At 68.5% G+C, this 12,961-nt stretch carries 12 protein-coding genes; 7 read left to right on the forward strand and 5 right to left on the reverse strand.

What is annotated here, in order from left to right:
• Positions 1-9 precede the first annotated feature (9 nt).
• Positions 10-1,257: a hypothetical protein gene (locus TEF_04565; protein ANK80139.1), complete on the forward strand. Its 1,248-nt coding sequence runs from the start codon at positions 10-12 to the stop codon at positions 1,255-1,257.
• A gap of 104 nt (positions 1,258-1,361) precedes the next feature.
• Positions 1,362-2,789, forward strand: a complete 1,428-nt coding sequence (locus TEF_04570) for a hypothetical protein (protein ANK83279.1) — start codon at positions 1,362-1,364, stop codon at positions 2,787-2,789.
• Positions 2,790-2,891: 102 nt separating this feature from the next.
• Here the strand turns inward: TEF_04570 and TEF_04575 are convergent, their stop codons facing one another.
• From TEF_04575 to TEF_04590, 4 genes are read right to left on the reverse strand one after another with little or no spacing between them, the layout of a single operon-like run.
• Positions 2,892-3,695 carry a multidrug ABC transporter permease gene (locus tag TEF_04575; GenBank protein ANK80140.1) on the reverse strand — a complete coding sequence of 268 codons (804 nt, stop codon included), beginning with the start codon at positions 3,693-3,695 and terminating at the stop codon, positions 2,892-2,894.
• Complete coding sequence (locus tag TEF_04580; GenBank protein ANK80141.1) at positions 3,692-4,456, reverse strand: ABC transporter ATP-binding protein; 765 nt, start codon at positions 4,454-4,456, stop codon at positions 3,692-3,694. Before TEF_04580 ends, TEF_04575 begins: the two co-directional genes overlap by 4 nt.
• 30 nt (positions 4,457-4,486) lie before the next feature.
• Positions 4,487-5,173 (reverse strand): hypothetical protein, encoded by a 687-nt coding sequence (locus tag TEF_04585; protein ID ANK80142.1) that lies wholly within the window; start codon positions 5,171-5,173, stop codon positions 4,487-4,489.
• On the reverse strand, positions 5,170-5,937 hold the full coding sequence (locus TEF_04590) for an NAD kinase (protein ANK80143.1): 768 nt from the start codon (positions 5,935-5,937) through the stop codon (positions 5,170-5,172). Before TEF_04590 ends, TEF_04585 begins: the two co-directional genes overlap by 4 nt.
• Positions 5,938-6,065: 128 nt before the next feature.
• Here TEF_04590 and TEF_04595 point away from each other — a divergent pair, with 128 nt between their 5' ends.
• Genes TEF_04595 through TEF_04605 form a run of 3 tightly spaced genes read left to right on the forward strand, consistent with a single transcriptional unit; the run spans position 6,066 to position 9,805 of the window.
• Positions 6,066-6,536 (forward strand): hypothetical protein, encoded by a 471-nt coding sequence (locus tag TEF_04595; GenBank protein ANK80144.1) that lies wholly within the window; start codon positions 6,066-6,068, stop codon positions 6,534-6,536.
• A 37-nt stretch (positions 6,537-6,573) separates the two neighbouring features.
• A complete protein-coding gene (locus TEF_04600) occupies positions 6,574-8,862 on the forward strand; it encodes a hypothetical protein (protein ID ANK80145.1) in 2,289 nt (762 codons plus the stop codon).
• Positions 8,863-8,881: 19 nt separating this feature from the next.
• A complete protein-coding gene (locus TEF_04605) occupies positions 8,882-9,805 on the forward strand; it encodes a 2-dehydropantoate 2-reductase (GenBank protein ID ANK80146.1) in 924 nt (307 codons plus the stop codon).
• A gap of 147 nt (positions 9,806-9,952) precedes the next feature.
• Here the strand turns inward: TEF_04605 and TEF_04610 are convergent, their stop codons facing one another.
• A complete protein-coding gene (locus TEF_04610; protein ID ANK80147.1) occupies positions 9,953-10,873 on the reverse strand; it encodes a hypothetical protein in 921 nt (306 codons plus the stop codon).
• A gap of 113 nt (positions 10,874-10,986) precedes the next feature.
• On the opposite strand from TEF_04610, the gene TEF_04615 reads away from it, so the two are divergent.
• Positions 10,987-11,739, forward strand: coding sequence for a hypothetical protein (locus TEF_04615; GenBank protein ID ANK80148.1), 753 nt, complete (start codon positions 10,987-10,989; stop codon positions 11,737-11,739).
• Positions 11,736-12,947, forward strand: a complete 1,212-nt coding sequence (locus TEF_04620) for a cytochrome (GenBank protein ID ANK80149.1) — start codon at positions 11,736-11,738, stop codon at positions 12,945-12,947. Before TEF_04615 ends, TEF_04620 begins: the two co-directional genes overlap by 4 nt.
• Positions 12,948-12,961: the final 14 nt, after the last annotated feature.

Below are 12,961 nucleotides of genomic sequence, written 5' to 3' on the forward strand. Positions count from 1 at the left end.
AAGCTCCCGATGACCAGAACAACCTTCCCCGACCACGGAACAGATGCCGACGACCTTCTCGACGCCATGGAGGCGATGAAGACCGGCGACATCGACTGGCGGGCGGGGCGGACCCCGCTCTACGTCTTCCGGGCGACGGACAGCGCCGCCGAGATCGGTCAGGCAGCCTTCAACCGCTTCTTCACCGAGAACGCGCTGGGCGGCAAGCGCGCCTTCCTCTCCGTCGGCCGCATGGAGCGGGAGGTGATCGACATGGCGCTCGATCTCTTCCATGCGCCCGGGGACGCGGACGGCCACATGACCACGGGCGGCTCGGAGAGCATCTTCATGGCGGTGAAGGCCGCCCGGGACGCCCACCGCGCCGCCGGATCGAAGGTCGGCCAGCAGCTCAACATCGTCATGCCGGAAAGCGCCCATCCCGCCTTCGACAAGGCCGCGCAGGCGATGGAGATCGAGATGCGGCGCGTCGGGCTGGCGCAGAGCCGCCGCGCCGATCCGGCGGCGATGGCCGAAGCCGCGGACGCGCGCACGATGATGATGGTCGCCTCCGCGCCCTGTTTTCCCTTCGGCGTCATCGATCCGGTCGCGGAGGTGGCGGCGGCGGCGCGCGAGCGCGGGATCTGGCTGCATGTCGACGCCTGTGTCGGCGGCTATCTGATCCCCTTCGCGAAGGCCAATGGCGAGGACCTGCCGGACTTCGACTTCGCAGTGGACGGCGTGCGCTCGATCTCGGCGGACCTGCACAAGTTCGGCTTCTGCCCCAAGCCGGCCTCGACCGTCTTCTTCCGCGACGCCGACGACATGGCGCGCAGCGCCTTCGATTTCGACGTCTGGGCCAATGGCCGCTTCGTCACCTACACCATCGCCGGCACGCGGCCGGCGGGCGCGGTCGCCGGGGCCTGGGCGGTGCTGAACCATCTGGGCCGGGACGGCTATTGCGACGTCGCCCGCGACCTGCTGGAGATGGCGCGCGCCTACCGCGCCGGCATCGAGGCGATCGGGGGATTGCACATGCTGGCCGAGCCGGACCTGACGATCCTGAATTTCGGCGCCGACGGACTCGACATCTTCGCCGCCGCCGACCGCATGGCCGCGAAGGGCTGGCTGCCCGGGCGGACCCAGGACCCGCGCGGGCTGCACCTGATGCTGTCGATGCTGCATGCGCCGGCCCGCGAAGCCTATGTGGCTGACCTCGCCGAGGCGGTGGACGCCGTCCGCCGCGAGGGCGGGGCATCGGCGGCGAAGGCGGTCTACTGAGCGAAACCCGGCACGCTTAAGCGCCGTCCGCCTAGGCTGAAGGTCCGTTCCGACCGCCAGCCATGGGTGCCGCCTTGACCGCCAGTTCCGCCGCCGACAACGCCATCGACCAGCGTCTCGCCAAGTTCCGCCACGACCCGGTCGGCTTTGTCCGCTGGGCCTTCCCGTGGGGCGTTGCCGGCACGCCGCTGCACCGCGCCCGCGGACCGGAACGCTGGCAGAGCGCGGTGCTCGACGCCATCGGCCAGCGGCTGCGCCGCCGGGGGCGCGAGGCAGGCGAGCCCGTGCTGGTCGCGGTCGCCAGCGGCCACGGTGTCGGCAAGTCGGCGCTGGTCGCCTGGCTGGTGATCTGGGCCATGGCGACCGGCCGCGACACGCGCGGCGTGGTCACCGCCAATACCGAAATCCAGCTCAAGACCAAGACCTGGGCGGAGCTCGCCAAGTGGTTCAGGCTTTCCCGCGCGCGCCACCTCTTCCGCCTCGCGGCCACCGCCATCCAGGCGAAGGAGGCGGAGGCGGCGAAGACCTGGCGCGTCGACATGGTGCCCTGGTCGCTGAACCAGACGGAGAGTTTCGCCGGGCTGCACAACAACGGCCGGCGCATCGTCATCGTCTTCGACGAGGCCAGCGCCATCCCCGATCCGGTCTGGGAGGTGACGGAGGGCGCGCTGACCGACCGGGAAACGGAAATCGTCTGGGCCGTCTTCGGCAACCCGACCCAGACCACGGGACGTTTCCGCGAATGCTTCGGCCGCCGTCGCCATCGCTGGATCACCCGCCACGTGGATTCGCGGGAGACCCGGCTGACCAACCGCGGCCAGATCGAGCGCTGGATAACCGATTACGGCGCGGACAGCGATTTCGTCCGCGTCCGCGTCAAGGGCGAGTTCCCGCGCTCCTCGTCACGGCAGTTCATCGCCCAGGCGCTGGTCGATGGCGCACGGGCGCGGCAGGCCGCGCCGGACCCGGAAGCGCCCAGGATCATGGGCGTGGACGTGGCGCGCTTCGGCGACGACCAGTCGGTGATCCTGCTCCGCCAGGGCGAAGCGCTGGCTGGCCCGATCCACCGCCACCGGGGGCTCGACCTGATGCAGTTCGCCGCCCTCGTCGCCGAGCGGATCGCCGCCGACAGACCGGACGCTGTCTTCGTCGACGGGGCGGGGGTCGGCGGCGGCGTGGTCGACCGGCTGCGCCAGCTGGGTCACCGGGTGCATGACGTCAATGGCGGCGAGGCCGCGCGGCGGGGGCGGGAATATCTCAACCGCCGCGCCGAGATGTGGGACCGCATGCGGCAATGGCTGAAGACCGCCGCCCTGCCCGACGACCGGGGGCTGGCCGCCGATCTCGCCGGGCCGGAATACGGCTTCGACGCCAGAGGGCGCATCCGGCTGGAGCGCAAGGAGGACATGAAGCGCCGCGGCCTGGCCTCGCCGGACGCCGCGGACGCGCTGGCGCTGACCTTCGCGGACTTCGTGGCGCACCGGCCCGAGCACCGACGGCTTTCGGCGGCGACCGACTTCCGGGTGCTGTGAGGGGGAAAGGACGATGGCCCGCACCGGGACTTGATCCCGGTGCCCAGTCCTTCGGCGGTTCCCGGCTGGATCCCGGGGTCAAGCCCCGGGACGGGGCAGTGTCTACCGCCCCGGCGGGCCGCCGCCGCGCAGCCCCCGAGCCGGGGTGTAGGCCCACATGGCCAGACCGCCGGCGGCGAGCAGCGCGATCAGCGTGAAGCCCAGCGCTGCCCCGTCCACCTCCACGTGCAGGGCGCCGCGCAGCAGGTCGACGGCATGGGTGAAGGGGTTGATCCGGGCCAGCCAGTAGAGCGCCTCGCTGCTCGCCCGCATGCCGTCCAGTGGATAGAGCGCGGGCGAGAGGAAGAACATCGGGAAGATGACGAAGTTCATGATGCCGGCGAAGTTCTCGAGCTGGCGGATGCGGGCGGCCAGCAGCAGGCCCAGACTGCCCAGCATCAGCCCCGTCAGCACCAGCGCCGGCAGCACCGCGATCAGCCCGACCCAGGGGATCGCCACGCCGAACAGCAGCGCCACGATCAGGAACGCGTAGACCTGCAGGATCGAGACGACGGTCCCGGCCAGCAGCCGGCAGAAGATCAGGTACCAGCGCGGCAGAGGCGTGGTCAGCAGCATGCGCATGGAGCCCATCTCCCGGTCGTAGACCAGCGAGAGCGAACTCTGCATGCCGTTGAACAGCTGCACCATCGCGCAGAGTCCCGGCGCGATGTAGAGCTCGTAGGGGATCGGCTGTCCGTCCGGGCCGGCGAGGTTCCCGCCCATGGCCGCGCGCAGGCCGGCGGCGAAGATCACCAGCCAGATCACGGGCCGGACCAGGGCGGCGAAGAACCGCTCCCGCTGCTGCAGGAAACGCAGCGCCTCCCGGATCAGGATGCCCTGCAGGGGCAGGAGCCAGCGGCCCGTCACGGCGCGGCCTCCCGGCGGCTGACGCCGCGCATGGGCGCCTGGCGCTCCAGGCCCGTCAGGTCGTCGAACAGCGCCGAGATGTCGTCGGCGTCATGTTCGTCGAGCAGGGCCATGATCTCTCCGCTCGCCCTGACACGGCCTTCGTGCAGCACGATCACGCGGTCGCCGGCGCGGACCTCGTCGATCAGGTGCGTGGCCCAGAGCACCGTGACGCCCTTGTCGGCGGCCAGCGCGTGGACGTCGTCGACGATCCGCCGGCGTGTGGGGATGTCGAGCCCGACCGTCGGCTCGTCGAGCAGCAGGACGTCCGGTTCGTGCAGCAGGGCGCGGGCGATCTCCAGACGGCGGCGGTGGCCGCCGTTGAGCTGGCGAACCTTTTCCGTCCGCCGTTCGGCCAGGCCCAGACGCTCCAGCTCCGCATCGATGCGGACGCGGGCGGTCCGCGCCGGCAGGCCGCGCAGCCGGGCGAAGTAGGCCAGGTTCTGCTGCACGCTGAGATCGAGGTCGAGGGTCGGCGACTGGAAGACCACCCCCATCCGCGCCAGGGCGGCAAGCGGGGCCGCCCCGATCCCGTGGCCGGCGACCTCGATGCGGCCGGTCTGCAGGGGCAGCAGCCGCGTCAGCAGTGCGTAGAGCGTGGATTTGCCGGCGCCGTTGGGGCCCAGCAGCACCGCGAAGGCGCCGGCGGGCACGTCGAAGCCGACTTCTTCCAGCGCCGTCCTGCGGCCATATGCGTGGCTGACCTCCCGGACGCTCAGCATGATTCCGTCCGATCGGGCCGCCGGGCCATCTCAGATCAGCCGCACGATGCGGGGGTGTTCGACGGCCAGGCCGAAGCGGCCCAGCGCTTCGTTGGCCCGGCTCCGGTGTTCCAGATCGGCGAGGTTGCGGCCGACGAATTCGTGCAGTTCGCCCGCGTGGGCGGCGAGGCGGGCGGCGTGGGCCTGCGCCTCGTGCTGGCTGACCGAGTGCAGCGGCAGGGCGCGGCCGTCCGGAGCGAAGGCGCCGTGCAGTGCGATATAGGCGAAGGCGCTTTCCGGGCGGCCGTGAGGGCCGAGGTCGAGCTCGAAGCCGTCGAGACGGCAATAGGCGTAGCCGCGGCCCACGGATTCGGTCTCGTGCATGATCTCGAGCTGGTTCTCGGTCAGCCAGGTCACGTGGACGCCGGCGCGTTCGCCTTCCAGCACGGCCAGCGTCGCCGGCACCGAGCCGTAGGACGTGATCCGCGCCGCGAAGACCGGCACCAGGTCCCGGATCGTGCCGAAGCTGACCGGGATCTCGCCGGCGTCGCCGTATTTCTCCCGCAGCCGCAACGGCGAACCGTTGGAACCGGAGGCGACCACCGGCACCCGGCCCTCGGCCTCGAAGCCTTCGATCTCCTCCATCCGTCCGTCGCGGAACAGATAGCTGCGGCCCGGCGGATCGAAGGGATATCTGAGCGCATGGTCGATGCGCGCCTTCAGGGCCGGATCGGTCATGGCACGAACTGCTCGTTGAGGATGCGCTCCTCCAGGCTGTGTTCGCTGTCAAACAGCAGCCGCATGGTCACGTCCTTGGCCTCGCTGACGGTCACGCGCTTGACGTGGCGCACCTCGAAGGTGTCGGCGACGGCGCTGACGGGGCGCTTGTAGATTTCGCGCACGTCGAAGACGACATCCGCATCCTTCGGCAGCAGGGCGCCACGCCAGCGGCGGGGCCGGAAGGCGCTGATCGGCGTCAGCGCCAGCACGCCGGCGGTCAGCGGCAGGATGGGGCCGTGAGCGGAGAGGTTGTAGGCGGTGCTGCCGGCCGGCGTGGCCAGCAGGATGCCGTCGCAGATCAGTTCCTCCATGCGCACGCGGCCGTCGATCCGGATTCTCAGTTTCGCCGCCTGCCGGGTCTGGCGCAGCAGCGAGACCTCGTTGATCGCCAGCGCCTCCTGGCTGCCGCCCGATTCGGGTTCGGCGACCATGCGCAGGGGGTGGATCCCGGCCAGGGTGGAAGCGTTGATCCGCTCCAGCAGGCCGTCTTCCTGGAACTCGTTCATCAGGAAGCCGATCGTGCCCTTGTTCATGCCGTAGATCGGGATGTCGCGATGCATGTAGTCGTGCAGGGTCTGCAGCATGAAGCCGTCGCCGCCCAGCGCGACGATGACGTCGGCCTCGTTCGCCGGGCAGTCGCCATAGCGCTCGATGAGCTGCTCGGCGGCGTTCTCGGCCGCCGGCGTCGGCGCCCATTTGAACGAGATGCGTTCCAACGCCATTTCCTGACTTCCCCTCTGCCGCTGCCGGTCCCCCGCCCGGCGCGCCGACACTATAACCGGGGGCGCGGCGAGCGCCAGCCGCTGCTCCCCGCTTGCGCCCGCACCGCAGAGGCGCGATCATCCGGCGCATGATCCAGCGCCTGCTCGCCATCGCCATCCTGCTCGCCGTTCCGACCGCCGTCTCGGCGGACGATCGCCACGAGGGCTACTACTATCCCGGTCCGGTGACGGAGGAAGTCTATGGCAGCCGGGCGGAGATGATGCCCGACGCCGACCGCGGCGTGCGGCTGAGTTTCATCACAGGGTTCACGCAGGAGCAGTTCGGCCGCGCCTATACGCCGCCCTACGCCCTGTTCGCGAAAGGCGCCGATTCGGAGAAGCTGCTGCTGGTCGCTACCGGACCGGGCGGATTCCGCACGATCCATCAGGCGCGCGCCGTGCTGGCGCAGCTGACGGCGATCTCGCGGGGTACGCCGCTGTTCCGCGATCTCAAGGTGGAGGAAATCTTCACCTTTCTCGATCTAGTGAAGATGATGGGCTTTACCCAGGTCACGATCTCGGATGGCAGCAATTTTGCACACCGGATCGTCATCGAATGAGGGTCTGAGGACAGCCGGCAACGGCAGGAGGGGACAGATGGGCAAGATCGTCAGGAGGCTGTGGAAGTTCGCCTCGGTCCGGTGGCTGGCGTTCGTCGTGCTGGGCGGCATCGTCGCCATCCGCATCGCCGATCCGTCGGCGACCAAGATCCTGCGCGAGAACATCTGGTTCGACCAGTTCCAGAAGGTCGACAACTACGTCCCGCCGGAGCGCCACACCGTCATCGTCGACATCGACGAGGAAAGCCTGCAGGAGCTCGGCCAGTGGCCCTGGTCGCGCTACGATCTCGCCGTCATGGTCCAGGTCCTGGGCCAGCTCGGCGCGCGCGTGGTCGGCTTCGACATCACCTTCCCCGAGAAGGACAAGCTCTCGCCCGCCGAGTGGGCGACCACGAACAAGAACCTCTCCCCGGAAATGGTCGCCCAGCTGAAGGGGATGCCGAGCAATGACCAGATCTTCGCCTCGGTGATCGGCCAGAGCCCGGTGGTCCTCGGCGGCGCCGCGTTCTACCGGGAGATCGAGAACCGCGAGCAGCCGCTGCCCGCGGAGCCCCGGCTTGGCTACCGCAACGGCAACGGCAAGGTGTGGCTGCCGCTCTACCGCGACCTCGTCTACAACACCGAAGTGCTGCAGCAGGCCACGCCCGGCTTCGGCGTCTTCTCCATCGACCCGAGTTCCGACGGCGTGGTGCGCCGCGTGCCCGCCCTGATCCGCGTCGGCCCGCCCGGCGAATACAATGACCAGAAGGTCTACCCGGCGCTGACGCTGGAGATGCTGCGGATCGGCCATGGCGAGAAGGGCTTCATCATCGAGAAGGCCAACGAGGCCTCCGGCATCAGCCAGATCAAGATGCGCTCCAAGGTCAATGAATCCGGCGAGGTGGTGATCCCGACCGACGAACACGGCATCCTTTGGGTGCGCTTCTCCGAGCACGAGCCCGACATATTCATCTCCGCCAAGGACATCATCAAGGCGGGTGAACTGCCGCCCGAGCGCCAGCAGGAGCTGTTCCGGAAGATCCAGGGCAAGTATGTCATGATCGGCACCTCGGCGGAGGGCCTCAAGGATATCCGGGCGACCCCGCTGGAAGGCGCCATGCCCGGGGTGGAGGTTCACTCCCAGGTGCTGGACATGGTGGAGAACCAGGCCTTCCTGATCCGGCCATCGATCGCCAACGCCATCGAGCTGGCGATCATCCTGTTCGCCGGCATCGTGCTGATCAGCTTCGTACCCAGGCTCTCGGCCATGACCACGGCGCTGTTCTTCGTGCCCTTCTGCCTGATCCTGATGGGCGCCAGCTATTATCTGTTCATCGAGGAATCGATCCTGATCGACGGGCTGACGCCGGTCGCGGCGCTGTTCATCCTGTTCGTGCTGCTGGTCTATCAGAAGTACGCCCGCGAGCAGGAGCAGAAGAAGCAGGTGCGCGGCGCCTTCAGCCAGTACCTTTCGCCGGCCCTGGTCGAGCAGCTTGCCGAAGATCCCAGCAAGCTGACCCTCGGCGGCGAGACCAGGTCGATGTCCTTCCTGTTCTGCGACATCCGCGGCTTCACGCCGATATCGGAGAGCTTCAAGGGCGATCCGCAGGGCCTGACCCGGCTGATCAACAAGTTCCTGACGCCCATGACCGACATCATCATGGGCAATCACGGCACCATCGACAAATACATGGGCGACTGCATCATGGCGTTCTGGAACGCGCCGCTGGACGATCCGGATCACGCCCGCCACGCGTGCGAAAGCTGCCTGATGATGCAGGCCGACCTGATCGAGCTGAACAAGCGGCTCGAAGTCGACGCGAAGGAGGACGGCCGACCCTTCATTCCCATCAAGATCGGCATCGGCGTCAACACCGGCGAATGCGTGGTCGGCAACATGGGATCCGAACAGCGCTTCGACTATTCGGTGCTGGGCGATGCGGTGAACCTGGGCGCGCGCATCGAAGGCCAGTCCAAGTCCTATGGCGTCCAGAACGTGATCGGCGAACTGACGGCGAACGAGGTGCGGGACTACGCCATCCTGGAACTCGACCTGATCGCGGTGAAGGGCAAGGACGAGGCGGTCCGTATCTTCACCATGCTGGGCGGCCCGGAAATGGCGCAGGATCCCGCCTATCAGGCGCTCTACAAGGAAACCGACGAGATGATCCGGGCCTATCGCGAGCGGCGCTTCGAGGACAGCCAGCGTCACCTCGATACGTGCCGCGAGATGCGCCCGGACATGAACGTGCTCTGGGACGACATCTACCAGGCGCGTCTCGACGAGTACAAGGAGAACCCCCCGCCCGAGGAGTGGGACGGCGTCTACCGGGCAACCTCCAAGTAGCAGTAGCGGAAGCGTTTTCATGAAGATCGCGATCATGGGTTGCGGCGCCACCGGCTCCGTCTATGCCGGGCTTTTCGCCTCCGCCGGCCACGAGGTCTGGGCCATCGACCGCTGGGCCGAGCATGTCGAGGCGATGGGCCGCAAGGGCCTGACCCTGACCGGCGCCTCGGGCGAACGCACCGTGCCGGTCAACGCCACCACCAACCCCGGCGACGCGCCGGAATGCGACCTCGTCATCATCGCCACGAAGGCCATGGATGTGGCCGAGGCGGTGGCGGCGGCGCGGCCGCTGATCGGGGCGAAGACCATCGTCATGCCCATCCAGAACGGCCTCGGCAGCGCCGAGCAGGCGGTGCGCATTCTCGGCCGCGAGCGCGTCAAGATCGGCGTCATCGGCGGTTTCGGCGCTTCCGTGCCGGAGCCCGGCCATGCCCACCACAATGGCTGGGATCTGGTCAGGCTGGGCGAAGTCAGCGGGCCGGCTTCCGATGACCTGAAGGCGCTGGAGGCGGTCTGGACCGACGCCGGCTTCAAGGCGCAGTGCTTCGACGACCTGGACGGCATGATCTGGGAAAAGCTGATCTGCAACGTCGCCTTCTCCGGTCCCTGCGCGCTGACGGGGCTGACGATCGGGGAGGCCATGGCCAGCCCGGAGGCCAGCGTGGTCTCCCTGTGGTGCGCGCAGGAGGCGTTCAACGTCGCCACGGCGCTGGCCATCGACACCGGGGTAAAGGACCCGGCCCGCCATATCCGGGCGTTCGCGCGCAAGATTCCGGACGCCAGGCCCTCGCTGCTGCTGGACCACCAGGCCGGCCGGCGCTCCGAGATCGACGTCATCAACGGCGCCATCCCGCGCGCTGGCCTCAGGGTCGGCGTGCCGGCGCCGGTCAACGAATCCGTCACCGCCCTGGTGAAGGAGCGCGAGAAGGCGTTCGGGGGGTAGCACAAGTGGCGCGCCCTGGACGCGGCAGCGCCGCGAACCGGGGCCCATGCCTGAGCCTTTCCGGAAACAGAATGGTCGGCGGTGGTGCTCAGGCATGGATCCCGGGCTCCGGCTCATGCCGGCCCCGGGAATCGCCGCTCCTGAGATCTACCCCGCGCGCTTGATGGCGAAGCCGACCCGCGGGAAGTGGACCACCACCTCGCCGCAGCGGTCGTCGGTGCGGCGCACGGCGATTTCCCCGCCATTGTAGGTCACCAGTTCGCCCTGCACGGGATCGCGGGCATAGTCGGTCGGTGCGATCGCCACGCGGTCGCCGGCCCGCCAGCCTTCGGCGTTGTCGTCGACGCCGGCGGGGCTCTCCGGGCTGGCCGCCATTGCCGCCGCCAGCGCGTCTTCGGCGCTCATTTCCGTCTTCTCGCCATGACCGATGGCGGCGACGCGCTCCATGAACGCGCCGAGCGCCGGATGCGGCTCCAGCAACGCCCGGCCCACGCGGCCACCGCCCTTCAGGAACCAGAGCACGTGGTAGAGGGTCAGGTCCGCCAGTCCCGCGCCGTCGCCGGCCAGGAACTTGCGGCCGTCGGCGAACAGGTCCGCCGCCCAGGCGAGCTGCGGCTTGAGCTGTTCCTCGTGCATCCCGACCGCCGCCTTCAGCTTCTCGACATTGGCGCCCGGCGCGCCGCGCATGCGGGCGCGGTCCTCGTGGAACTCGGCGGGCATGCGGTCGGCGTTGGAGCCGATGACGAAGCCGGCCACGGTCCAGAACATCTGTCCCTCCGCGAAGGCCGAGAGCGCATGGGCCAGGCCGATGCCGCCGCTCATCAGGCCGGGATCGGGATGGCGGCGCTCCAGTTCCTCGGCGATCAGACCGGTATCGCAGTAGATATCGGCGCCGATCTGCAGCACGGGCGTCTTGCGGTAGCCGCCGGTCAGCGGCGTGAGATCCGGCTTCGGCATGATTATCGGAATATCCACGCCGCGCCAGGCCAGGCCCTTCAGCCCCAACATCAGCCGCGCCTTCTCCGCGAAGGGCGACATGTCGTAGTGGTGCAGGATGAGATCGGTCATTTCACGCGCCTCCCCGGTGCAGATACTCGCCTGGAGCATAGGGGCTCGGCAGGGCCTGTCCAACGGGGGAAGGGCGCATTATCCTGCGGCCGTCATTTCAGGGGAGGGAATGCATGGGACGCGTTGAAGGACGTGTCGCGATCGTCACCGGCGGGGCGTCGGGCCTCGGTGCGGCGACCGCGAAACTGCTCTCGGACGAGGGCGCGAAGGTGCTGGTCACCGACATTCAGGAAGACCTGGGCCGGGAGGTCGCGAAAGCCTGCGGCGGCGTCTTCCTCCGCCACGACACCGCCGACGAGGATCAGTGGATCGCCGCCTTCGGGAAGGCCGCCGCCGACCTCGGGACGGTCTCCATCCTGTTCAACAATGCCGGGGTCAGGCCGAAGACCGCGCCGCTGGAAGACATTGCGCTGGACGAATGGAAGGCGCACATGGCCGTCAACATCGACGGCGTCTTCCTGGGCATCAAGCACGGCATCCGCGCGATGAAGACCGAAGGCGGTTCGATCGTCTCGACCTCGTCGATCTACGGCATCGTCGGTGCGTCGATGATCGGCGCCTATTCGGCCTCCAAGGGCGGGGTGCGGACGCTGACCAAGGCCGCGGCGATGGAATGCGCGCATCTGGGCTATCCCATCCGCGTCAATTCCATTCATCCGGGTTTCATCGAGACCGGCATGCTGGATTCGGTGAAAGCGGAGTTCGGCGCCGGCATGATCGAGAAGCGGATGATCGGCGACACGCCGATGAAGCGCATCGGCGAGGCCCGCGACATCGCAGAAGGCGTGCTCTATCTGGTCGCCGATTCCGGCAAGTTCGTCACCGGCATCGAACTGCCGATAGATGGCGGGTATCTGGCGAAATGACCACGGCCTCCAGGGAAACGGCGGAAGCGTTCAACCTCTACGCGCTGACGCCCGAGTACCTGGAGGATCCGTTTCCGGTCTACCACGCGCTGCGCGAACACAGCCCCGTCCACCGCCTGCCGGACGGGTCCGTCTTCCTCAGCCGTTACGAAGACGTCATCGCCTGCTACCGCGACCGGACGATGTCATCGGACAAGCGCCGCGAGTTCGGGCCGAAGTTCGGCGAGGGGCCGCTGCTGGTCCATCACACCACCAGCCTGGTGTTCAACGACCCGCCCCTGCACACCCGGGTGCGCAAGCTGCTCGCCCAGGCCTTCACGCCGCGCGCCATGCGCTCGATGGAGCCGGGAATCGTGGCGCTGGTCGACGGCTTTCTGGATCGCGCCGAGGAACGCGGCGAGATGGATCTGATCGGCGATTTCGCCTTCGCCCTGCCGGTCGGCGTGATCTGCGACATGCTGGGCGTGCCGGCGGCGGACCGGGAGCGGCTGCGCGACTGGGCGATGCTGATCCTGGGCGCGCTGGAGCCGACCATTTCCGACGAACAGCTGCGCCGCGGCAACGAGGCCGTGGCGGCCTTCTCGGCCTATCTCAAGGACCTGATCGACGAACGCCGCCGCAATCCCAGCGAAGGCGACATCCTCTCCATCCTGATCGCCGGCGAGGTGGACGGGGAGCGGTTGAGCGAGGAGGAGCTGATCCAGAACTGCATCTTCCTGCTCAACGCCGGCCACGAGACCACGACCAACCTGATCGGCAACGGCGTCGCCGGCCTGCTGGCTTTTCCCGGCGAGTTGGCGCGGCTCCGGGCCGATCCGGCGCTGATGGACAGCGCCATCGAGGAGTTCCTGCGCTTCGAAAGCTCCAACCAGCTCGGCACGCGGCGGGCGACGCGGCGGGTCGAGTTCGACGGCGGCGCGGTGGAGGCCGACACCGTGATCCATCTCGGCATCGGCGCGGCCAACCGCGATCCGGCGGTCTTCCCCGATCCGGACCGCCTCGACATCACGCGTGAGCCGAACCGCCACCTGGCCTTCGGCTGGGGCGCGCATATCTGCCTCGGCAACTCGCTGGCGCGGATGGAAGGGAAGATCGCCATCGGCCGGCTGCTGGCACGCTTTCGCCATATCGAGCGCAATGGCAATTTCGTCCGCGGCGGCCGGGCGCGGTTCCGGGGCTATCGCAGCTTTCCGGTCAAGCTGAGATAGCCGCCACTTCCGCG

The organism is Rhizobiales bacterium NRL2 (genome assembly GCA_001664005.1).
GTDB lineage: Bacteria > Pseudomonadota > Alphaproteobacteria > Minwuiales > Minwuiaceae > Minwuia.